Source organism: Streptomyces liliiviolaceus (assembly GCF_018070025.1).
Lineage (GTDB): Bacteria > Actinomycetota > Actinomycetes > Streptomycetales > Streptomycetaceae > Streptomyces > Streptomyces liliiviolaceus.
On sequence record NZ_JAGPYQ010000001.1, the window covers coordinates 3,270,458 to 3,290,319 of the forward strand.

At 72.6% G+C, this 19,862-nt stretch carries 16 protein-coding genes and 1 riboswitch; of the genes, 6 read left to right on the top strand and 10 right to left on the bottom strand.

Annotation, left to right across the window (positions count from 1 at the left end; genetic code table 11):
• Positions 1–214: 214 nt before the first annotated feature.
• On the bottom strand, positions 215–1,459 hold the full coding sequence (locus tag J8N05_RS14290; RefSeq protein WP_210883043.1) for a cytochrome P450: 1,245 nt from the start codon (positions 1,457–1,459) through the stop codon (positions 215–217).
• 328 nt (positions 1,460–1,787) lie between these two features.
• Here J8N05_RS14290 and J8N05_RS14295 point away from each other — a divergent pair, with 328 nt between their 5' ends.
• Together J8N05_RS14295 and J8N05_RS14300 are read left to right on the top strand one after the other, a co-directional pair.
• A complete protein-coding gene (locus tag J8N05_RS14295) occupies positions 1,788–2,957 on the top strand; it encodes a steroid 3-ketoacyl-CoA thiolase (protein ID WP_210883044.1) in 1,170 nt (389 codons plus the stop codon).
• A gap of 98 nt (positions 2,958–3,055) precedes the next feature.
• A complete protein-coding gene (locus J8N05_RS14300) occupies positions 3,056–3,556 on the top strand; it encodes a pyridoxamine 5'-phosphate oxidase family protein (protein ID WP_210883046.1) in 501 nt (166 codons plus the stop codon).
• On the opposite strand, the gene J8N05_RS14305 is transcribed toward J8N05_RS14300, so the two are convergent.
• A complete protein-coding gene (locus J8N05_RS14305) occupies positions 3,553–4,374 on the bottom strand; it encodes an acyl carrier protein (protein WP_210883047.1) in 822 nt (273 codons plus the stop codon). The genes J8N05_RS14300 and J8N05_RS14305 overlap by 4 nt on opposite strands.
• 443 nt (positions 4,375–4,817) lie before the next feature.
• Here J8N05_RS14305 and J8N05_RS14310 point away from each other — a divergent pair, with 443 nt between their 5' ends.
• A complete protein-coding gene (locus J8N05_RS14310; RefSeq protein ID WP_210883048.1) occupies positions 4,818–5,993 on the top strand; it encodes a PucR family transcriptional regulator in 1,176 nt (391 codons plus the stop codon).
• 168 nt (positions 5,994–6,161) lie between these two features.
• Here J8N05_RS14310 and J8N05_RS14315 read toward each other — a convergent pair whose 3' ends face one another.
• The 7 genes from J8N05_RS14315 to J8N05_RS14345 form a co-directional block, all read right to left on the bottom strand.
• On the bottom strand, positions 6,162–6,587 hold the full coding sequence (locus J8N05_RS14315) for an aggregation-promoting factor C-terminal-like domain-containing protein (protein WP_210883049.1): 426 nt from the start codon (positions 6,585–6,587) through the stop codon (positions 6,162–6,164).
• Between the two features lie 341 nt (positions 6,588–6,928).
• Positions 6,929–7,846, bottom strand: a complete 918-nt coding sequence (locus J8N05_RS14320) for an ECF transporter S component (RefSeq protein WP_210883050.1) — start codon at positions 7,844–7,846, stop codon at positions 6,929–6,931.
• A complete protein-coding gene (locus J8N05_RS14325; RefSeq protein ID WP_210883051.1) occupies positions 7,843–9,561 on the bottom strand; it encodes an ABC transporter ATP-binding protein in 1,719 nt (572 codons plus the stop codon). Before J8N05_RS14325 ends, J8N05_RS14320 begins: the two co-directional genes overlap by 4 nt.
• Positions 9,558–10,733 (bottom strand): energy-coupling factor transporter transmembrane component T, encoded by a 1,176-nt coding sequence (locus tag J8N05_RS14330; RefSeq protein WP_210883052.1) that lies wholly within the window; start codon positions 10,731–10,733, stop codon positions 9,558–9,560. Before J8N05_RS14330 ends, J8N05_RS14325 begins: the two co-directional genes overlap by 4 nt.
• 24 nt (positions 10,734–10,757) lie before the next feature.
• Positions 10,758–11,477 carry an SCO2322 family protein gene (locus J8N05_RS14335; protein WP_247706273.1) on the bottom strand — a complete coding sequence of 240 codons (720 nt, stop codon included), beginning with the start codon at positions 11,475–11,477 and terminating at the stop codon, positions 10,758–10,760.
• Positions 11,474–12,757 carry a prenyltransferase/squalene oxidase repeat-containing protein gene (locus J8N05_RS14340; RefSeq protein WP_210883054.1) on the bottom strand — a complete coding sequence of 428 codons (1,284 nt, stop codon included), beginning with the start codon at positions 12,755–12,757 and terminating at the stop codon, positions 11,474–11,476. The genes J8N05_RS14335 and J8N05_RS14340 overlap by 4 nt, the downstream gene beginning before the upstream one ends.
• Before the next feature lie 172 nt (positions 12,758–12,929).
• A riboswitch (cobalamin riboswitch) is annotated at positions 12,930–13,008 on the bottom strand.
• Between the two features lie 367 nt (positions 13,009–13,375).
• Complete coding sequence (locus J8N05_RS14345; RefSeq protein WP_210883056.1) at positions 13,376–14,380, bottom strand: PP2C family protein-serine/threonine phosphatase; 1,005 nt, start codon at positions 14,378–14,380, stop codon at positions 13,376–13,378.
• Between the two features lie 269 nt (positions 14,381–14,649).
• On the opposite strand from J8N05_RS14345, the gene J8N05_RS14350 reads away from it, so the two are divergent.
• Positions 14,650–16,785, top strand: coding sequence for an ATP-binding protein (locus tag J8N05_RS14350; RefSeq protein WP_210883057.1), 2,136 nt, complete (start codon positions 14,650–14,652; stop codon positions 16,783–16,785).
• A gap of 67 nt (positions 16,786–16,852) precedes the next feature.
• Here the strand turns inward: J8N05_RS14350 and J8N05_RS14355 are convergent, their stop codons facing one another.
• On the bottom strand, positions 16,853–17,875 hold the full coding sequence (locus J8N05_RS14355; protein ID WP_210883058.1) for an MBL fold metallo-hydrolase: 1,023 nt from the start codon (positions 17,873–17,875) through the stop codon (positions 16,853–16,855).
• A 166-nt stretch (positions 17,876–18,041) separates the two neighbouring features.
• Here J8N05_RS14355 and J8N05_RS14360 point away from each other — a divergent pair, with 166 nt between their 5' ends.
• Positions 18,042–19,499: an aldehyde dehydrogenase gene (locus J8N05_RS14360; protein WP_210883059.1), complete on the top strand. Its 1,458-nt coding sequence runs from the start codon at positions 18,042–18,044 to the stop codon at positions 19,497–19,499.
• Between the two features lie 2 nt (positions 19,500–19,501).
• Positions 19,502–19,735: a ferredoxin gene (locus tag J8N05_RS14365; protein ID WP_210883060.1), complete on the top strand. Its 234-nt coding sequence runs from the start codon at positions 19,502–19,504 to the stop codon at positions 19,733–19,735.
• Positions 19,736–19,862: the final 127 nt, after the last annotated feature.

Here is a 19,862-nt window from a genome sequence, read left to right on the forward strand (position 1 = left end):
TCGGGCGGGGGACAGTTCGGCTGGGACCACGGCTCGGTATTTCCGTTCGAAGTCTTCGAAGGTGTGGGTTTGCTGTGCCACCTGTGAAGACGCTCGGCGGACCGAAATCGTTCACCGAGTACCGAAATGTGCGCCGGCCGGGGGAACGTCCGGTCGGGGAAGGCCCGGTCGGCTCGGCGGGATTCTCCGGTCGGCGTTCTTCGGCCGGCGTTCCTCAGTCGACGCCGACCTGCAGCTCCTTCACTCCGTTGATCCAGGCCGAGCGCAGCCGGCGCGGGTCGCCGGTCAGGTGCACACCGGGCATCGCGTCGGCGATCGCGTTGAAGATGAGGTCGATCTCCAGGGTGGCCAGGGATTTGCCGAGGCAGAAGTGCGGGCCGCCGCCCCCGAAGCCGAGGTGGGGGTTCGGGTCGCGGTGGACGTCGAAGACCTCCGGTGTGTCGAAGACCTCCGGGTCGTTGTTGGCGGACGAGTAGAAGAGGCCGACGCGGTCGCCCTTCCTGATCTGCTTGCCGCCCAGTTCGGTGTCCTGGGTCGCGGTGCGCTGGAAGGCGACGATGGGCGTGGCCCAGCGGACGATCTCCTCCGCGGCGGTCGCCGGGCGCTCCCGCTTGTAGAGGTCCCACTGGTCGGGGTGGGTGAGGAAGGCGTGCATGCCGTGCGTGATGGCGTTACGGGTCGTCTCGTTGCCGGCGACGGCCAGCATCAGGACGAAGAAGCCGAACTCGTCGGAGGCGAGGTTGCCCTCGTCCTCGGCGGCCACCAGCGTGGTGACGATGTCCTTGGCGGGGCACTGCTTGCGGTCGGCCGACATGTTCATCGCGTAGGCGAGGATCTCGGTGGCGGCCTCCTGGCCGATCTCCTCGGTGATCGCGTACTCCGGGTCGTCGTACGCGATCATCTTGTTGGACCAGTCGAAGATCTTGGCGCGGTCGTCCTGCGGGATGCCGATGAGTTCCGCGATCGCCTGGAGGGGCAGTTCGCTGGCGACCTCGGTGACGAAGTCGAAGGAGCCGCCGGGGCCGGCGTTCGCGAGGGCGGTCTCGACGATCCGGGTCGCGCGCTGGTGCAGGTTCTCCTCCAGGGCGCGGATGGCGCGCGGGGTGAAGCCGCGCTGCACGATCTGGCGGACCCGGGTGTGCTCGGGCGGGTCCATGTTGAGCAGGATCAGCCGCTGGGCGTCGATGGCGTCCCGCTCCATGTGCGGGCCGAAGCGGATGATCGCGGTGTTGAGGGTGGAGGAGAACAACTCCGGGTGCGTGGAGACGTACTTGACGTCCGCGTGTCGGGTCACGGCCCAGTAGCCCTCGTCCTGGAAGCCGGCGACGTTGGCCGGCTGCGGGATCCAGCGGACCGGTTCGGCCTGGCGCAGCTCGGCGAACTCCGGGAGGGGCACGCGGTGGTGCAGCAGATCGGGATCGGTGAAATCGAACCCGTCGGGCAGCGCTGGACAGGGCATGGGCAACTCCAGGTCGTGAAGTCCAGGTCGTACGACGGTCGGGTTCTGACGGTCCATCAGGCACCGGGAATTGCCGTGAAGGTAGTAACGGGTTCTACAAGAGGCAAGAGGCACGGCACCCCGAATCTCGATGCGTGCTTCCTTTCCGTGCCGGGTCCACTTCTGTGCAAGCTCCGTGCAGATCGCCACTTCGGGAGCTGCACGACCCTTGCGGTGGCGGACGCCGGGTCAGCAGACTGCACACAGAACTAGAACGCGTACTAGTTCAGCGTGGCGGGTGGGCCGGGACGCCCGCGCCGCGCGGGTGACCCGAGGAGAGGAACTCCCCATGGCCGCGGAACCCGTGATCGTCGAAGCCGTACGCACCCCCATCGGCAAGCGCGGTGGCGCGCTCGCCAATCTGCATCCCGCCTATCTGCTGGGCGAGACCTACCGTGAACTCCTCGGCCGTACCGGCATCCACGCGGACTGCGTCGAGCAGATCGTCGGCGGCACGGTGACGCACGCCGGTGAGCAGTCCATGAACCCCGCCCGCACGGCCTGGCTGACGATGGGACTGCCGTACGAGACGGCGGCGACCACGGTCGACTGCCAGTGCGGCTCCTCGCAGCAGGCCTCGCACATGGTCGCCAACATGGTCGCGGCCGGAGTGATCGACGTCGGCATCTCGTGCGGTGTCGAGGCCATGTCGCGGGTGCCGCTGGGCTCCGGGTCCAAGCACGGGCCGGGCAAGCCGTTCCCCGACGAGTCGAACGTGGACCTGCCGAACCAGTTCGAGGCGGCGGAGCGGATCGCCCGCCATCGCGGGCTGACCCGCGAGAACGTGGACTCCCTCGGGCTCGTCTCCCAGGAGCGCGCGGCCGTCGCCTGGTCCGAGGAACGCTTCAAGCGCGAGACGTTCGCCGTGCAGGTGCCCACGACGGAGGACGAGCAGCGCGCCGGGCAGGGCATGTGGCGGCTCGTCGACCGCGACGAGGGACTGCGCGACACGTCCATGGAGGCCCTGGCGAAACTCAAGCCGGTGATGCCCACGGCCGTCCACACCGCCGGCAACTCCTCGCAGATCTCCGACGGCGCCTGCGCGATCATGTGGGCGTCGAAACGGATGGCGCGGGCGCTGAAGCTGCGCCCGCGCGCCAGGATCGTGGCCCAGGCGCTGGTCGGCTCCGACCCGCACTTCCACCTCGACGGGCCGATCGACGCGACGAAGGCCGTCCTGGGGAAGGCCGGCATGTCGTTGAAGGACATCGACATCGTCGAGATCAACGAGGCCTTCGCGTCGGTGGTGCTGAGCTGGACCCAGGTCTTCGGACAGGACCTGGCGAAGGTGAACGTGAACGGCGGCGCGATCGCGCTCGGACATCCGGTGGGTGCCACCGGGGCACGCCTCATCACCACGGCACTCCATGAACTGGAGCGCAGGGACAAGGAGTTCGCGCTCATCGTGATGTGCGCGGGCGGGGCGCTGTCGACGGGGACGATCATTCAGCGGCTCTGAGCGGCTCTGAGCGGCTCCGAGCGGACGGAGTGTCGGTCGCTGGGACTAGGTCCCGCGCCCCATGCGGGTCGCCGGCCCGCTGGCTAGGGTCGGCAGCCATGCGGATCATGGGAACGGAGCCCCGCCGGACGCCGGAGCGCAGGCGCGACACGCTGCAACGCCTCGACACGGAGCGGGACGTCTGGGCGTCGACGGCCCATCCGGAGCACGGGCCGCACCAGGTGCCCCTGTGGTTCCGGTGGGACGGACACGCCGTCTGGATGTGCACCGGCGCGGCCTCCGTGACCGTACGGAACATCCGAGCGGAGCCGCGTGTGCGCCTCGCGCTGCCGGACGCCTTCGACGTGGTGCTCCTCCAGGGCGAGGCGGAGTGCTTCCCCGACGACCGGGTGCCCCCGGACGCCGCGGAGGCGTTCGCCGAGAAGTTCGGCTGGGACCCGCGCGCCGAGGAGGGGCCCTTCGTCTACGTACGCGTGGTGCCGAGGACCGTGCGCGCCTGGCGCGGCGAACCGGAGCTGCGCGGGAGGGTCGTCATGCGCGACGGGACATGGGTGGGCCACCCCCGCCCGGGCGAGGGTGACCCACCGGCGGGCGGTTAGCCGCGGGGCAGCGAGGTGTTGGTGACCGGGAGCGAGCGGATCGCGCCGGACACGTACATGTCCCTCGGGGCCGTGCGCAGCGTGAACGTGTCGTCGTAGTCGCGGACCCGCGCGAGCAGCATGAAGGTGCCGTCGGCCCTGGTGGTCGTCCTCACGCGGTACTGACCCTCCCAGTAGGTCTGCAGGAAGACCTCCGTGTCACCGGGCTCGACCCCCTGGGGGAGGGCGACCCTGCCCTGGACGACGAGGATGTCGCCGGCCTTCAGTCTCTTCCTGTTGACCGTGTAGGTGACGGAACTGGGCCTGGCGTCGGCGGTCACGGTGGTGTCCGCGAAGTAGCCGTCCTGCGGGGTGTTCAGGTCGCCGTCCTCGTCGTAGAAGGCCGTGATCTGCACCCCCTGCTGGACGTTCAGCAGACTGCTCGTGCCCACGTGGTCGATGTCGACGTCCGGGATCGTGAACCTGCCGTCGGCGTCGCTGACCGGCCTGCCCAGTTCGCGCGGCTCGTAGTAGGTGGGGTCGATCGGGTCGCCCCACGGGTTCCAGGTGGTGAAGCGGACGACTTCCTCGACGGTGACGGGGATGTGGGGCGCCGGGGTGCCGTCCGCCTTCGTGACGGTGCCGGTGACGTCGACGCGGCGGTGGTCGTGGTCGGTGGTGGCCGGGTCGGTGCTCACGGTCAGCACGTAGGCGTCGCCGGGAGCGGCGTCCGCGGAGTGCGCGGAGCTCGCCGAGGCGGCGGGCGTGGACAGGGCTCCGGTGGTGAGCAGGAGCGCGGCGACGGCGGCGAGCCGCGTCGGCAGGGACTTCCTGGGCACAGGTCAACTCCTGGTTCGGTCGGGACTGCGGGATCCGGACTGCGGGATCGGGACTGAAGGAGTCGCGCCGGGCGGCACCGGTTCCGCCACGGCGCAGATGTGCGACGCACCGGGTTCGACCGGCCGGGCGGAACGGGAGTTGTAGCTGCGCGGGCCCCGTTACAGGGCTGTGGCAGGGGGTTGTTTTGTACGGGTATCGGGTTCACCTGGATGACGGCCGCAGGATGCCGGGCGTGCCCCGGGCGTGCCCCGGGCGTCCCTCGGGCGCGCCCGGGGCGCCGGGGACGAAATCCAACAGGCGTGTTCCTGCGAAAGCTCAGAGGCGGCAGCGAAACGCATGGCTGACATGGGCATGACTCGCTGTCGAGCGCGCGGCAGGAGTCACGGCAGGAGTCGCGGCAGGAGTTACGGCACGAGTCACGGCAGCCTACGGAGGCGCGATCATGCGGGATATTTTCGACGTCCTGGAGCACCAGGTCACGGACAACGCCAGAAACGCCGTCGAGATGTACGCGAAGGAACTCCCCGAATACCAGCGGGCACAGAGCGAACCGCGCCTCCACGACGCGATCATGGAGTTCGCGGTCTCCATCCGCCGCCGCACCATCTCCCTCGCCCGGGAGGGAGTTCCGCTCTCGGACGAGGACCTCTCCTTCATCTCCTCGATCGGCCAGGACCGCGGGGCGAAGGGATTCTCCGAATCGTCCCAGCAGAACGCCCTCACGCTGCACACCAGCTCCATGCTCCGCGAGATCAGCGAGGCGCCCGCCACCCACGACATGGACGGTCTGCTGCGCATGGTCACCTGGTTCTCCGCGCAGGCCGGAACGGCTCGCGGCGCCTATGTGCTCGGCTTCGAGAAGGGGCGCTCCCGGGCGCTGTCGGCGGTGGCGCGGGTCCAGGCGTGCGCGAAGATGCTGCTGACCGACGACCCGACAGCTCCCGACGTCGTCCGGAACCTGGGCCTGCCGAGCCCCGGCCGCTATGCCGTCACCGTGCTGCGGTTCCCGGCGTCACGCGCGCTTCCCGACAGCGGGACGCGTGCCGCGCTGCTCGAACCGTTCCTCCTGAGCCATCGGGTGCCCATGCTCTGGCGGCGGCCGGAGGAGTTCGTCGCGCTGGTCCCGGCCGACGACACGGACCCGGCGGCGGTGGACCGGCGCGTCCTCTCGCTCGCCCGGGACTTCTCGGCGGCCGTCGGACTGCCCTGCGCGGTCGGCACGGCCACCGGAGCGGTCTCCGCGCTGGCCGAGGCCGCGCGTACGGCCCACCTGGTCAGCAGGGCCGCGCCCGTCGCCCGTACCCCCGACCGCGCCTGCACGGCCGCGGACGTCTTCGTCGAGATGGGGCTGGTGCAACTGCCCGAGCTCGACGACTGGTTACGCGGCCTCACCAGACGTCTGGCGGAGGGCCCCGATCTCGTGGCGACGCTGGACGCGTACTACCGCGCCGACATGAACCGGCTGCGGGCCTCCGCCGCGCTGCACGTCCATCCCCGCACCCTGGACTACCGGCTGCGCCGGGTGCGGGCCCTGACCGGCGTGGACCCCGGCTCCACCAGGGGGGTCCGCCTTCTCAGCGCCGCCGTCACCCGGGTGCGGGCCGGGGCGTGGGGCTGAGTGCCGCCGCGTGGCGCACGCCGCGCATGGCGAAGGCGGCGGCCCGGGGATCGGGGCCGCCGCCTTCGCGTACGGGTGCCAGCGCACTGCTGGGGTGGTTCTTCGGCTGCGGGTGCGTCGTGGCTGGTCGCGCAGTTCCCCGCGCCCCTTTGGGGCGTGCGGGTCGGCTCAGTACCAGCCGTTCGCCTGCCAGAAGTTCCAGGCGCCGACCGGGCTGCCGTAGCGGGAGTTCATGTAGTCGAGGCCCCACTTGATCTGGGTCTTGGCGTTCGTCTTCCAGTCGGAGCCCGCGGAGGACATCTTCGACCCGGGCAGGGCCTGGACCAGGCCGTAGGCGCCGGAGGAGGAGTTCGTGGCGTCGACGTCCCAGCCGCTCTCGTGCTCGACGATCTTCGAGAACGCCTTGTACTGGGCGTCGTCGTGGATCATCTTCTGCGCGATCGTCTTGGCCGACGCGGAGGAGGCCACCGTGGGGGTCGCGGCCTGGGCGGGGCCCGCCGCGATGACCATGCCGGCGGTGGCGGCCGCCACGGCGGCGCCGGTGAGGGCCTTCTTCGGGGTGGCGATGAGACGGATGCGGGTGGAGAAGGACACGGAGAACCTTTTCTTCGGGGACGGGACGGTCGCTCGTACGCCCTGACGTCCAGCCCTGGCATGCGGCGGCGCCGAGGCCCTGCGGGGCACGTCGGCGCCTTGCGACTCCACCAATGAACCAGGCCGGAAGCCTGTCCGCAATGACCCCTTTTGCTAGTTGTGGTCGTACCCGTCGCGAAAGGTCCCTCTGTGACGTGGCTCTCAATCCGCAGGTCAGAGGCGGTTGGGCCGTGGGCATGACAAGAGCCGCGGTCTACGGCCGCCCGTAGTAGAGGACCAAGGTCCTGTGGGCCGCCTCACGAGGTGCGCACGGTACGCGTGACACCACGTGGTCGCGGCTTCTACAGCGTGCGGCCGGGCGGTGTGACCGGCGCCGCACCACCGTGCTCACCACCGTGGCCGCCGCCGTGGGTGCCGTCGGGGTCCCCGAACGTGACCGGCGTCTCGAAAGCCGCCCTGCGCGTGGCCCGGCGGAGCGCCTTGAGGACCGTCGCGCCGAGAGTGAGGGTCAGGACGACCGTCACCGTGGCCCGGCCCAGGTCCCAGCCGAGCGAGGTGGCCAGGCAGTACGCGACGAACCGGGCCAGATTCGTGTGCACGGCGTCGTGCGCGTCGAAGGCCACGCTCGACGACAGCGCGTCCATGAAGGGCCAGCCCGCCAGATTCATGAACGTGCCGTACGCGAAGGCCGCCACGAAGCCGTACGCGGCCAGCATCGCCAGCTCGCCCCGCCCCCGCAGCCGGTCCGGGCCGGGGAGCAGCCCCGCGCCCATCGTGAACCAGCCCATGGACAGCATCTGGAACGGCATCCACGGCCCGACCCCGCCCGTGAGCAGCGCGGACGCGAACATCGTGACCGAGCCGAGCACGAACCCGAACCCCGGCCCCAGCACCCGCCCGCTCAGCACCATCAGGAAGAACATCGGCTCGATGCCCGCCGTACCGGCCCCGATCGGGCGCAGCGCGGCCCCGGTCGCCGCCAGCACCCCGAGCATGGCAACGGCCTTGGGGCCGAGCCCCGACTCGGAGATCGTCGCCGCGACGACCCCGACCAGCAGCACGAGCAGCCCCGCGAACAGCCAGGGCGCGTCCTTCGAGTGGGCGCCCACCTGTGAGGTCGGCCCACTGAAGAAGGGCCAGGTCAGCGCGGCGAGTCCGATGGCACCGACCAGGACGAGGGCGGCGACGGACCGCGGGCCGAGCCGGATGGGGCGGACCTGGGGCCGGCTCTGGTGCGGGGTTCGGGGGTGGCTTTTCATGACTGCGCGCCCCCGGCCGGCCCGGACGCGCTCAGTGCCTCGCGCACCTGGGAGACCGTGAGCCACTTCTGCGGGGAGAGGACCTTGGTGACCTGCGGGGCGAACGACGGGGAGGCGACGACGACCTCCGCCGTCGGACCGTCGGCGACGGGTTCGCCGTCCGCGAGGATGACGACCCGGTGCGAGAGCTCGGCGGCCAGCTCCACGTCATGGGTGGCCAGGACGATGGCGTGCCCCTCGGCCGCGAGCGCCCGCAACAGCGTGACCAGCCGGGACTTGGCCGCGTAGTCGAGACCGCGGGTCGGCTCGTCGAGGAGGATCAGGGGCGGCCGGGCCGTCAGGACGACCGCCAGGGCCAGGGTGAGCCGCTGCCCCTCAGACAGGTCGCGCGGATGGGTGTCGTCCGCGATGCCCGGAAGCAGCTCGGACACCAGGTCCCGGCAGGCGCCCGCCCCGGCCCCCGCGTCCGAGTCCGCCGCCGCGCACTCCCCGGCCACCGTGTCCGCGTACAGCAGATCGCGGGGCTCCTGCGGTACGAGGCCGACGTGGCGGATGAGGTCGCCGGGCGCCGTGCGGTGGGGCTGGAGCCCGCCCACGCGGACCGAACCCGCCGAGGGGGGGACGAGACCGACGAGGGCGGAGAGCAGGGTCGACTTGCCCGCGCCGTTGCGGCCCATGAGCGCGACGGTCTCGCCGGGGGCGACGGACAGGGTGACGTCGTGGAGCACCTCGGTGCGGCCACGGCGGACGGACAGGCCGGTGACCACCGCCGGGCGGCCGGTGACGGATGCCTCGGGCGGGCGCCTGCGGAAGAGCCGCGGGCGGCGGGCGGGGGCCGCAGCACCCGTCACGGAGAGGGTGGGTACGGGGCCCGGGGCGCCCGGTCCCTCGTACGGGAGTCCCCGCAGGCGGTTCCGCAGGTCTCCCGCTCTGCGGCGGGCGTCCCGGACCGTGAGGGGCAGGGGGGACCAGCCGTCGAGCCGGCCCAGGGCCACCACCGGTGGGTACACCGGCGACACCGCCATGACCTCGGCCGGTGTGCCCAGCAGCAGAGGGGCGCCGGGGGAGGGGAGGAGGGCGACCCGGTCGGCGTACTGCACGACGCGTTCCAGGCGGTGTTCGGCCATCAGGACCGTCGTGCCGAGGTCGTGCACGAGGCGCTGGAGGACCGCGAGGACCTCTTCCGCGGCGGCCGGGTCGAGGGCCGAGGTCGGTTCGTCGAGGACCAGGACCTCGGGGTGCGGGGTGAGGACCGAGCCGATCGCGACCCGCTGCCGCTGTCCGCCGGAGAGCGTGGAGATGGGGCGGTCGCGCAGGTCGGCGAGGCCCAGCAGGTCGAGGGTCTCCTCCACGCGGCGGCGCATCACGTCCGGCGCGAGGCCCAACGACTCCATGCCGTAAGCGAGTTCGTCCTCGACCGTGTCCGTGACGAAGTGCGAGAGCGGGTCCTGGCCCACCGTGCCGACCACGTCGGCGAGTTCACGTGGCTTGTGCGTGCGCGTGTCACGGCCCGCGACCGTCACACGTCCGCGCAGGGTGCCGCCGGTGAAGTGCGGGACCAGTCCGCTCACCGCCCCGAGCAGCGTCGACTTGCCGACGCCCGAGGGGCCGACCAGCAGCACCAACTCGCCCTCGGGAACGGTGAGTTCGATGCCCCGGACGGTGGGTTCCGGCGCTCCGTCGTACGTCACGGAGACATCCTCGAAGCGGATCATGAGGGCTCCTTGGCGATGGTGGCGCTGTCCGAGGGGGCGGGGGCGACGAAGGCGGGGAGGAGGCCGAGGAGGATCGCCGCGGCGGGCCACAGCGGAAGCGTCGGCGCGGTCAGGGGGACGACACCGGGGTGCAGGGCCGCGTAGGCGTACGGGCCGGTCGAGGCGTACAGGACGAGGAGCGCGGCGACGGCCGCGCCGGACGCGGCGACCAGCCACGCGCGTACGCCCCAGGTGTCCGGCCGGTACCGGGTGCGCAGCGAGCGGCGTCCGCCCAGCCACAGGCCGCCGAGGGCGGCGGCGAGTCCGGCGAGCAGCACGGGCAGACCGTAGGTGCCGCCCTCCGCGGTGAGCAGACCGTACGTGCCCGCGCAGACCCCGACCAGCCCGCCGAGGGTGAGGGCGGCGGTGGTACGGCGGACACCCGGGGGCACCTCGGCGGAACGGCCGTAACCGCGCGCGTCCATCGCCGCCGCGAGGGCCACCGAACGCTCCAACGCGCCCTCCAGGACCGGCAGTCCGACCTGGAGCAGCCCGCGCAGCCCGTGGTCGGGCCGGCCGCGCAGCCGCCGGGCCGCGCGCAGCCGCTGGACGTCCGCGATCAGGTTCGGGGCGAAGGTGAGGGCGACCACGACGGCGACTCCCGCCTCGTACAGGGCGCCCGGGAGGGACTTGAGGAGACGGGCCGGGTTCGCGAGGGCGTTCGCGGCGCCCACGCAGATGAGGAGCGTGGCGAGCTTCAGGCCGTCGTAGAGGGCGAAGACCAGGCCTTCGGCGGTGACCCGGCCTCCGACGCGGATGCCCTGCGCCCAGTCGGGGAGGGGGAGTTCGGGGAGGGTGACGAGGGTGTGCGTGCCCGGAATGGGCGAGCCGAGGAGGACGGCGAAGGCCAGCCGGATGCCGAGCACGGCGAGCGCGAGCTTCACGAACGCGCCGTAGGAACGGGCCCACGGAGCCTCCGTCCGGCGCGCCGCCACCACGTAACCGGCGACGCCGACGAGGAGGGCGAGGAGGAGGGGGTTGGTCGTGCGGGACGCGGCGGTCCCGAGACCCAGGGCCCAGATCCACCAGGCGCCGGGGTGGAGGGCGTTGGTGCGGGTCGCGCGGGGGGCGCGGAGGCGTGACCGGGGGGTGGGGGTGGTGGTGCGGGTGCCGGTGTTTTCGCCCGTGGTCATGGTCCGTGTCCCGTCCTCGGCCCGTCAGCCGCGGCGACGGCGGGACTGCCAAAGCGTGGCTGCGGCCAGGGCGGCCACGGCGGCGATTCCGGTCACCAGGCCCACGGAGGGGCCGCCGCCACCGTTACCTTCCCCGTTCGCGTCCCCGTCTCCGTCCCCGGGTTCGCTCGCCGCGCGAGGCGGTGGGGAGGCCTCAGGGCTGTCGCCCGACCCGGCGTCGTCCGACACGGTCTCGCCGCAGCCCGTGCGCGGGTAACCCGCGATGGCGCACAGCAGGGCGTTCGTGTCGTAGCGCAGGGGCTTGGCGACGGCGGCGAGGGCGTCCGCGGTCGTCGCGTCCTCGTCGACGCGGGCGCAGGCCGTGCGGGGGCTCGGATCCGGGGGTGTCGAACCGGCCGGCGCGTCCCCGGCCGTACCGAAGTCGAGGACGAGCGCGACCCGCTTGGCGCCCTCCCGCGCCGGTGTCTTCGCGCAGATCGCCGCGAAACCGCTCTCGCCGCGGGGCTTCGCCGAGTGCTTCGAGTCCTCGCTCACCGAGAACCGGAAGCCCTGGACGTCGCCGTCGGACGGCCGCGCGGTCGACGGGCCCTGGGTCGCGTACACCCACGTACCGCCCGCGGAATCGCGGTCCCAGAACGACCAGTAGCGATAGCCGACCGCCTGGGCCCGCCCCGCCGTGCCGAGTACGGCGAGCAGGAGGCCCAGAACCAGCAGGGCGCGCAGGGCCGGGCGGTCGAGGGTCACGGCTGCTGCTTCTTGTTCCGGCCGCTGAGGAGGAAGCCGATGCCGATGCCGCCGACCAGGCCGACGCCGACGATCCACCAGACGCTGACCCCGCCGTCGTCCTCGCTCTCCTCGCTCTCCTTGCTCTTGTCGTCCTTGGTGTCCTGGCCGTCCTTGGCGGTGGACTCCGCCGCCGGACCGGTGGCGCCCAGCTGCTTCACCAGGTCGGCGCCCCCGAAGTCGCGCGGGTCCGTCCCCGTGGCGTGCGCCGCGAAGATCAGCTGCGCGTACGCGGCCGGGCCGCTCTCCGCCGCCCAGGAGCCGGAGTTCTTCTCCAGCCAGGCCAGCGGCTTGCCCGCGTCGGCCGGCCGGCCCGCCGCCGCGAGTGCGACGACCGTGTCGGCGGTGTTGCCGTAGTCGGGCTGGTCCTCGGCGCCCGCGAGGGCGGACTCCAGATGACCGGACTCGGCGACCGCGCCGACGAGGTACGCGGCGCCGTTGGCCGCCGCCTGCTCCGGGGTCGGGGAGTCGCCGCCCGCGCACTCGGTGGGGGGCGTGGCGGACTGCCCGTCGTCCTCGGGGTCGGTCACCAGGCCCTCGCCGAGCGAGCCGAGGACGCCCGCGGCCGTGGCGTCGGCGTTCGCCGCGAGCTTGCCCTTCTTGTCGGGCTGGAAGGCGAAGGCGCCGCCGCTCTTCCCGCCGTCCTCGCCGCAGGGGAGGGCGAGGCCGAGCAGGGCGTCGTACGGTGTCCGGTCGTCCTTGGACCGCAGGTCCTCGGTGTCGGTGTCCGCGGCCTCCAGGGCGCCGATCACGACGGACGTCGAGTTGGTGTCGCTGGCGCCGCCGGGGAGGTAGCCCCAGCCGCCGTCCTCGTTCTGCACGGACTTCAGCCACTTCACGGCCGCGGCTGTCGCGTCCGCCGTTCTGGTGTCGTCGGTGTCGAGCGCCGTCAGGGCCTGGAGCGCGGCGCCGGTGCTGTTCGTGTCGATCTGCGTCTTGGCGTCGCACTTCGCGGCCGGGTCCGCGCGGTAGGCGGCGAAACCGCCGTTCGCGCACTGCTGTCCGGTGAGCCAGTCGACGGCCTTCGCGGCGGGCCGTACGTCCACGATGTGCTGGGCGAGCAGCGCCAGCGACTGCCGCCAGACACCGTCGTACGTGGGGTCGGTGCTGCCGTACAGGCCGGAAGGCAGTGTCAGGGACGGGGACGGGGAGGGCGACTCGTCGGCGAGGGCGGCCGGCGCGAACGCCGTGCCGATCACGGCGGTGGCGGCCAGTACCGCGGCGCTGCGGCGGACAAACATGATCGGCGGATGCCTCTCTGTACTCAGCGGTTCGCCGACGGGGGTGCCCCTTCGGCTCTCCCGGTGCGGGAGGAGCCGGGCAGCCCGGAGCCCCGGGCGGCTCGGCTCCGTATGCCTCGACGGTGCCGGTCACCGGAGGTGCCGGTGACGCGAGCCGGTCACGGTCCGCACGGGGCAATCCGGCTTGCCGCCCGGTGGGGACGGGGCGGCACACGGCTGCGGGTCAGCGCCGGATTTGCACCGGCTTCCCCCCGTACGGGTGTGATGACGACCTGCTCACTGTACCGGCCCGTAGGAATGCGAGTGCCTGCCGGCGGGGGGCTCCGGGGTGGTTCGGGGGGTGGCCCGGGGTGGCTCGGCTGCGGGTCGGTGGGGGCCGGTCGCGCCGTTCCCCGCGCCCCTGAAAGGCGGGGCTGCGCCCCTGCCTGAGCTCCGGGTGCGGGTCGGTGGGGGCTGGTCGCGCCGTTCCTCGCGCCCCTGAGGGGCGGGGCTGCGCCCCTGCCTGAGCTTCGGGTGGGGGTTGGATCGGGGCGTAGCCCCGGTTTTTGGGGGCGCGGGGAACTGCGCGGTCAGCCCCCACCGGCCCGCACCCGGGACGCGCCCCCCCCTGGCCCCCCCCTAGCCCCCCACCTGCGCCGGCAAGGCGGACGCGTGGGTGGGTTGGCAGAGGATGAGGGCCAGGTCGTCCGTGGGGGGTTTCGTCGTGTGGGTGAGGAGGCGGGCGTACAGGGTGTTCAGGGCCTCGTCGGGGAGCGGGTCCCGTAGCGCGTGGGTCGCTTCCGTGAGGAAGGGGAAGAGCGTGCCGTCGGGGGAGCGGGCCTCCGTCAGGCCGTCGGTGTAGAGCAGGAGGCGGTCGCCCGGCTGGAGGCGTACGCGGTACTGGAGGGGTTCGGGGTGCAGCCCCAACGGGAGGGTGGTGACCGCCGGTTCGAGCAGTTCCACCCGCTGGCCCGAGCGCAGCGGCGCGGGATGGCCGCAGTTGACCAGCCGGACCTCGCCCGGTGCGAACTCCACGAGGAGCGCGGTGACGAAGTCCTCCGGGCCCAGGTCCGGCGCGAGACGTTCGTCCAGGCCGGTGGCGAGGGACGGCAGGTCCGGGACGGTGTGGGCGAGTTCGCGGAAGGCGGCCACCGTCTCGGCGGTCAGCCGGATGGCCTCCAGGCCGTGTCCGCGCACGTCACCGACGAGGACCCGCAGGCCGAAGGGCGTCACGGCGACGTCGTACAGGTCGCCGCCGAGCGCCGACTCGCGCACGGCGCAGTGGTAGCGCGTGGAGACGTGCGTGCCGGCGAGGTTGCGGGAGAGCGGCCGCACGATGGCCTCCTGGGTGATCCGCGCGACCTCGCGCACCTCGGCGAGTTGCGCGAGGAGCCGCTCCCGCTGCCGCACGGCGTGCACGGTCAGCCCGCAGCCGAGCAGCAGCTGCGTGAGGGTGACGGCGGGCGGGACATGGTCCAGCAGGAGCGCGGGGGCGGCGATGAGCCCGCCGACCGCCGACGGCGCGAGCAGCCGCCTCTCGGAGAGCCGGCGGAGGTCGCCGTACGCGCCGCACCGGGCGGACCGGCCGGGGTCGCGCAGGCGTCGCCATCGGCCGAGTCGGCTCTCCTTGCTGTCGCGGGTCATCCGCTCGCTCCGCCCTCTCTTCTCCGCCCCTCGCGACGGACTTCGCGCGACGGTCTCCGAATATCCCCTTCCGCTCCCGCGCCGACAGGGTGTTGATCGGATCTCGACGCAATGTGCCCGGAAGTGACGGCGTGGGACCGAGTTCGTCCGCGGCGCGGGGGAGCGATTCGAAGTGGCCCGCCGGCCGCGTCACACTGGCCGGGTCGCACGATCCCGCGGGGGCTCGCTCGTACGCCGTGCAGGGAGCCGTGCGGGGAGGGGGTGTTGCCGTGCCGGAGAACACGACGGCCGAGGGGCGGGCGGGGAATCTGCCGCCGGAGACCCGGAGCTTCGTCGGCCGACGACGGGAACTGGCCCGGCTCGACGCGCTGCTGGACCCTGCGGACGCGGGGCACGGACCACGCCTGGTGACGCTCGTCGGCACCGGCGGTGTCGGCAAGACCCGGCTGGCCCTGAACGCCGCCCGCCGCGCCGCGCACCGGTACCCGGACGGCGTCTGGTTCGTGGAGCTCTCGCCGCTGCGCGCCCAGGGCCTGGTGGGCTTCGCCGTCGTGGAGGCGCTGCGGCTCGCCGACCAGTCGACGTCCCCGGTGACCGAGGTGCTCGCCGACTGGCTGGCGGACAAGGAGGCGCTGATCGTCCTCGACTCCTGCGAACACGTGCTCCCCGACTGCGCCGACCTCGTCCGCGCCCTGCTGGCCGCCGCGCCCGGTGTGCGGTTCCTGGCCACCAGCCGGGAGCACCTCGGCCATCCGTCCGAACTCCGCGTGGAGACCGACCCGCTGCCGGTGGGCGACGCGGAGGACCCCGGTGGCCGGGGAGGGGGCCGGCCCGGTGACGCGCTCGACCTGTTCGCCCAGCGGGCCGCCGAGGCGCGTACCGGCTTCGTGCTCGACGAGGACTCGGCCGGGCCGGCCGCCGCCGTCTGCCGTCGGCTGGAAGGCATTCCGCTGGCCATCGAACTGGCCGCCGCCCGCCTCGGCGAACTCTCCCTCGGTGAACTCGACGAACGGCTCGGCGAGCGGCTGCCGTCCCCGCTCGACCTCCTCGCGGCGGGACCCGACGAGGGGCCGCTGCGGCACCGCACCCTGCGGACGGCCATCGGCTGGAGCCATGAACTGTGCGCGCCCGTCGAGAGGTTGCTGTGGGCGAGGCTCTCCGTGTTCACCGGCGGCTTCGACCTGGCCGCCGCCGAGGACGTCTGCTCCGGCGGCCCCCTGCCCGCCGCACGGATCGAGGCCCTGCTGGAACGGCTCGTCGAGCAGTCGATCGTGCTGCGCCACCGCACGGACGAACGGCGCTTCCAACTCCTCGACAGCGTGCGGGACTTCGGCGGTGACTGGCTGCGCGCCCTCGGTGAGGAACGGACCCTGCGGCTGCGTCACCTCGACCACTACCGCAGCCTCGCACGCGCCGGCTGCACGGAGTGGAACACCGGCCGCCAGCTGCAGTGGTGCGAGCGCGTGATCACCGAACACGACAATCTCCGTACCGCCATGGACTGCGCGCTGTCCGAGCGCGACGGCCCCACCGCCCTGCGCACGGCGGCCGACATCGGTTTCCTGTGGCGCCACTGCGGCTATCTGCGGGACGCCCAGCACTGCCTCGACCAGGTCCTCACCGCCGATCCGGCGCCCGGCCCCGACCTCGTACGGGCCCTGTGGGCGAGGGCCGCGGTCGCCCTCCTCCAGGGCGACCTGGACAGCGCCGAACGCTGGGCGGCGGTGTGCACGGCGGCGGCCGTGGAACAGGGCGACCCGGTGGCCGTCGTCGGCGCCGCGTACGTCACCGGCGGGCAACTGCTCCTGCGCGGGCGGCTCGGCGAGGCGCTGGTCGTCCTGGCCGCGGCCGACCTGCTCCCGGTCCGCGACGACTGGCTGGGCTCCGCGCAGCTCCAGGTGCGGCTCGCGCTCTCGCTGAACCACCTGCTGCGCGGGGACCTGGCCGGCGCCAGGGCGGTCGCCGACGAGGTCCGCGCGGAGAGCACGCGGCGCGGCGAGCGCTGGGCGGGCGCCTTCGCCGACTGCTTCCTCGCCCAGGTCGAGCTGGCCGAGGGCGACCTGGCCGCGGCGGCGCGCAACGCCCGTACGGCCGTCGTGGCGCACTACCTGCTGAACAGCACGCTCGGTGTCGCCCACACCCTCGACATCCTGGCCTCTACGGTCGTGGCGACCGGGGACGGGCGGCGCGCGGCCCGGCTCCTCGCGATCGGCCAGCGCATCTGGGAACGTCTCGGCAACGCCCAGATGCAGTCACCGGACCTGATCTCCGCCCGCCGCTCCTGCGAGGACCTGGTCCACCAGAAGCTCGGCACCGAGGCCTACACACGGGCGTACGCGGAGGGGCTGGCCATGTCGTACGAGCGGGGCATCGCCTACGCGGTGGAGGACGTCCGCGACGACTGACACGCGGGGCAGGACGTCCGCGAGGGCTGATACGCGGTGCAGGACGTCCGTGACGGCTGACGTTCCGTCACATCACCCTGTACGTGACCGGATCGCTGCCCGGTACCGGCTCCGCGCGGCCCAGCTTCACCAGGCGGCGCAGATGGGCCTCCGCCTCCGAGACGGCGATGTTCCTGGAGCCGTACGGGATGTCGGCCCAGGGGCGGTTCCACTCCATCCGCCGGGCGACCTGCCACACCGTGAGCGGGGTGGAGAGGAGCGTGAGGAGACCGGTGAGGCGTTCCTCGTGGTGGTCCAGCAACTCCCGTACGCGGGACGGGGCGTCGGTGAAGGCGTGCAGATGGGCCGGGAGCACCTCGGCCGGTTCGAGGCCGCCGATCCGCTCCAGGGAGTCCAGGTAGTCGCCGAGCGGATCGGGCTCGCTGTCGTCGTCCGGGTCCTCGTACAGGCCGATGTGCGGGGTGATCCTCGGCAGGAGGTGGTCCCCGGAGAACAGCCTTCCGTTGCCCGGCAGTTGGGCTGGATGCCCCTCCTCCAGATGGAGGCAGACATGGCCGGGTGTGTGGCCCGGGGTCCAGACCGCGCGCAGCCGCCGGCCGGCGAGGTCCAGGAGTTCGCCGGGGACGATCTCCCGGTCGGGGAGCGCGGGGGAGAGGCCGGGGAGCCGGGAACGGGCGGTGCGCAGCGGTGCCACATGCTCCTCGGGCGCGCCCGCCGCGGTCAGCTTGTCCGCCATGTACGTGAACCAGCGGCCTGGCCTGGTCTCGCGGGTCCGCCGCACGATGGCGATGTCGGCGGCGTGCATGGCCACCCACGCGCCCGACGCCTCGCGCACCTTGGCCGACAGGCCGTGGTGGTCCGGGTGGTGGTGGGTGATCACCACGCCGTGGATCTCCCCGACGGCCGTCCCGCAGGCCGACAGTCCCTCGGTGAGCGCGTCCCAGGAGGCCGGATCGTCCCAGCCCGTGTCGATCAGCACCGGTCCGCGGTCGGTGTCCACGACGTACACGAGGGTGTTCCCGAGCGGGTTGTCCGGGATGGGGACCTCGATGGACCGTACGCCCCCGCCGTGATCGGTCACCTGTGGCATGGGCTCCCCTGTCGCCGACTCCCGACTCCCGGCCACTATAACTAGAACCGGTTCCAATGGGAGTGCTGTGCGCTCCGTGGACTCCTCCAAGTGGAACTGGTATCAGTTTCAGTGTCTGATGCACCGTCAGGAGTCGTCCTCGTTGTCCTCGGAGAGGCAGTCGGTCATGACCGAACTCGTGGAACACGCACAGCTGTTCATCGGCGGCGAGCTGACCGCTCCCAGCGGCCGGGACGTCATCGAGGTGGTCTCCCCGCACACCGAGGAGGTCATCGGCCGGGTGCCGCACGCCGCACGGGAGGACGTCGACCGGGCCGTCGCCGCGGCGCGCACCGCCTTCGACGAGGGGCCCTGGCCGCGGATGTCCCTCGACGAGCGCATCGAGGTGGTCACCCGGATCAAGGACGCGATCGCCGTACGGCACGAGGAGATCGCCCGGGTCATCTCCTCCGAGAACGGCTCCCCGTACTCCTGGAGCGTCCTCGCGCAGGCGCTCGGCGCGATGATGGTGTGGGACGCGGCGATCACGGTCGCACGGGACTTCACGTACGAGCAGACGCGCGACGGAGTGCTCGGGAAGATCCTCGTACGGCGTGAGCCGGTCGGGGTCGTCGCGGCCGTCGTCCCGTGGAACGTGCCGCAGTTCGTGGCGGCGGCCAAGCTCGCGCCCGCCCTGCTGACCGGCTGCACGGTGGTGCTCAAGCCGTCGCCCGAGTCGCCGCTGGACGCGTACATACTCGGCGAGATCACCAAGGAGGCCGGGCTGCCGGAGGGCGTCCTGTCGATCCTGCCGGCGGACCGTGAGGTGAGCGAGTACCTCGTCGGGCATCCCGGGATCGACAAGGTCTCCTTCACGGGGTCGGTCGGGGCGGGCCGGCGCGTCATGGAGGTCGCCTCGCGCAACCTCACCCGCGTAACCCTGGAACTGGGCGGGAAGTCGGCGGCCGTGGTCCTGCCGGACGCGGACATCGGGACCGCGGTGCCGGGCATCGTCTCGGCGGCCTGGATGAACAACGGCCAGGCGTGCGTCGCCCAGACCCGCATCCTGCTGCCGCGCTCGCGCTACGACGAGTTCGCGGAGGCGTTCGCGGCGGCGGCGAACGCGCTGGTGGTCGGCGATCCGCTGGATCCCGCGACCCAGGTCGGCCCGCTGGTCGCACGGCGGCAGCAGCAGCGCAACCTCGACTACATCCGCATCGGCCAGGAGGAGGGCGCCAAGATCCTCACCGGCGGCGGGCGGCCGGCCGGACTGGACCGCGGCTGGTACGTCGAGCCGACGCTCTTCGGCGACGTCGACAACTCCATGCGCATCGCGCGCGAGGAGATCTTCGGGCCGGTGATCTGCCTGCTCCCGTACGGCGACGAGGCGGAGGCCGTGAAGATCGCCAACGACTCCGACTACGGGCTGAGCGGGAGCGTGTGGACGGGGGACGTGGCGCGGGGCATCGACGTGGCGCGGCAGGTGCGGACCGGTACGTACTCCGTGAACACCTTCAGTCTCGACATGCTCGGGCCGTTCGGCGGCTACAAGAACTCGGGGCTGGGGCGGGAGTTCGGGCCCGAGGGGTACGGGGAGTACCTGGAGCACAAGATGATCCATCTGCCGGCCGGGTGGGAGGCCTGAGGATGGGGGACCGCTGGCATGTGGAGGTCGACCGGTCGCTGTGCATCGGGTCGGCGCAGTGCACGCATGTCGCCCCCGCGGCCTTTCGTCTCGACTCCGCGATGCAGTCGCATCCCGTGGAGTCCGAGACGGATGCCGGTGAGGAGATTCTGGAGGCGGCGGAGGGGTGTCCGGTGGAGGCGATCATGATCACTCTGCTGGGGAGCGGGGAGACGGTGTTTCCTCCGGAGGAGTGAGGGCGCCTGCCGGCCGGTGGGGGCGGGCCCAAAAGATCGCGCAGTTCCCCGCGCCCCTGGGGGGTGGGGGCGAGGTGGGTCGTCGGGTGCGGGTGCGTCGTGGTTGCTCGCCTCGGCCCGCGCCCCG

Coding starts and splice junctions, on each gene's coding strand:
- J8N05_RS14340 (WP_210883054.1), bottom strand. CDS start 12,757: ATGTTTGTCCGCCGCAGCGCCGCGGTACTGGCCGCCACCGCCGTGATC.
- J8N05_RS14310 (WP_210883048.1), top strand. CDS start 4,818: ATGCGGGATATTTTCGACGTCCTGGAGCACCAGGTCACGGACAACGCC.
- J8N05_RS14365 (WP_210883060.1), top strand. CDS start 19,502: ATGGGGGACCGCTGGCATGTGGAGGTCGACCGGTCGCTGTGCATCGGG.
- J8N05_RS14355 (WP_210883058.1), bottom strand. CDS start 17,875: ATGCCACAGGTGACCGATCACGGCGGGGGCGTACGGTCCATCGAGGTC.
- J8N05_RS14345 (WP_210883056.1), bottom strand. CDS start 14,380: ATGACCCGCGACAGCAAGGAGAGCCGACTCGGCCGATGGCGACGCCTG.
- J8N05_RS14360 (WP_210883059.1), top strand. CDS start 18,042: ATGACCGAACTCGTGGAACACGCACAGCTGTTCATCGGCGGCGAGCTG.
- J8N05_RS14290 (WP_210883043.1), bottom strand. CDS start 1,459: ATGCCCTGTCCAGCGCTGCCCGACGGGTTCGATTTCACCGATCCCGAT.
- J8N05_RS14320 (WP_210883050.1), bottom strand. CDS start 7,846: ATGAAAAGCCACCCCCGAACCCCGCACCAGAGCCGGCCCCAGGTCCGC.
- J8N05_RS14325 (WP_210883051.1), bottom strand. CDS start 9,561: ATGATCCGCTTCGAGGATGTCTCCGTGACGTACGACGGAGCGCCGGAA.
- J8N05_RS14295 (WP_210883044.1), top strand. CDS start 1,788: ATGGCCGCGGAACCCGTGATCGTCGAAGCCGTACGCACCCCCATCGGC.
- J8N05_RS14300 (WP_210883046.1), top strand. CDS start 3,056: ATGCGGATCATGGGAACGGAGCCCCGCCGGACGCCGGAGCGCAGGCGC.
- J8N05_RS14330 (WP_210883052.1), bottom strand. CDS start 10,733: ATGACCACGGGCGAAAACACCGGCACCCGCACCACCACCCCCACCCCC.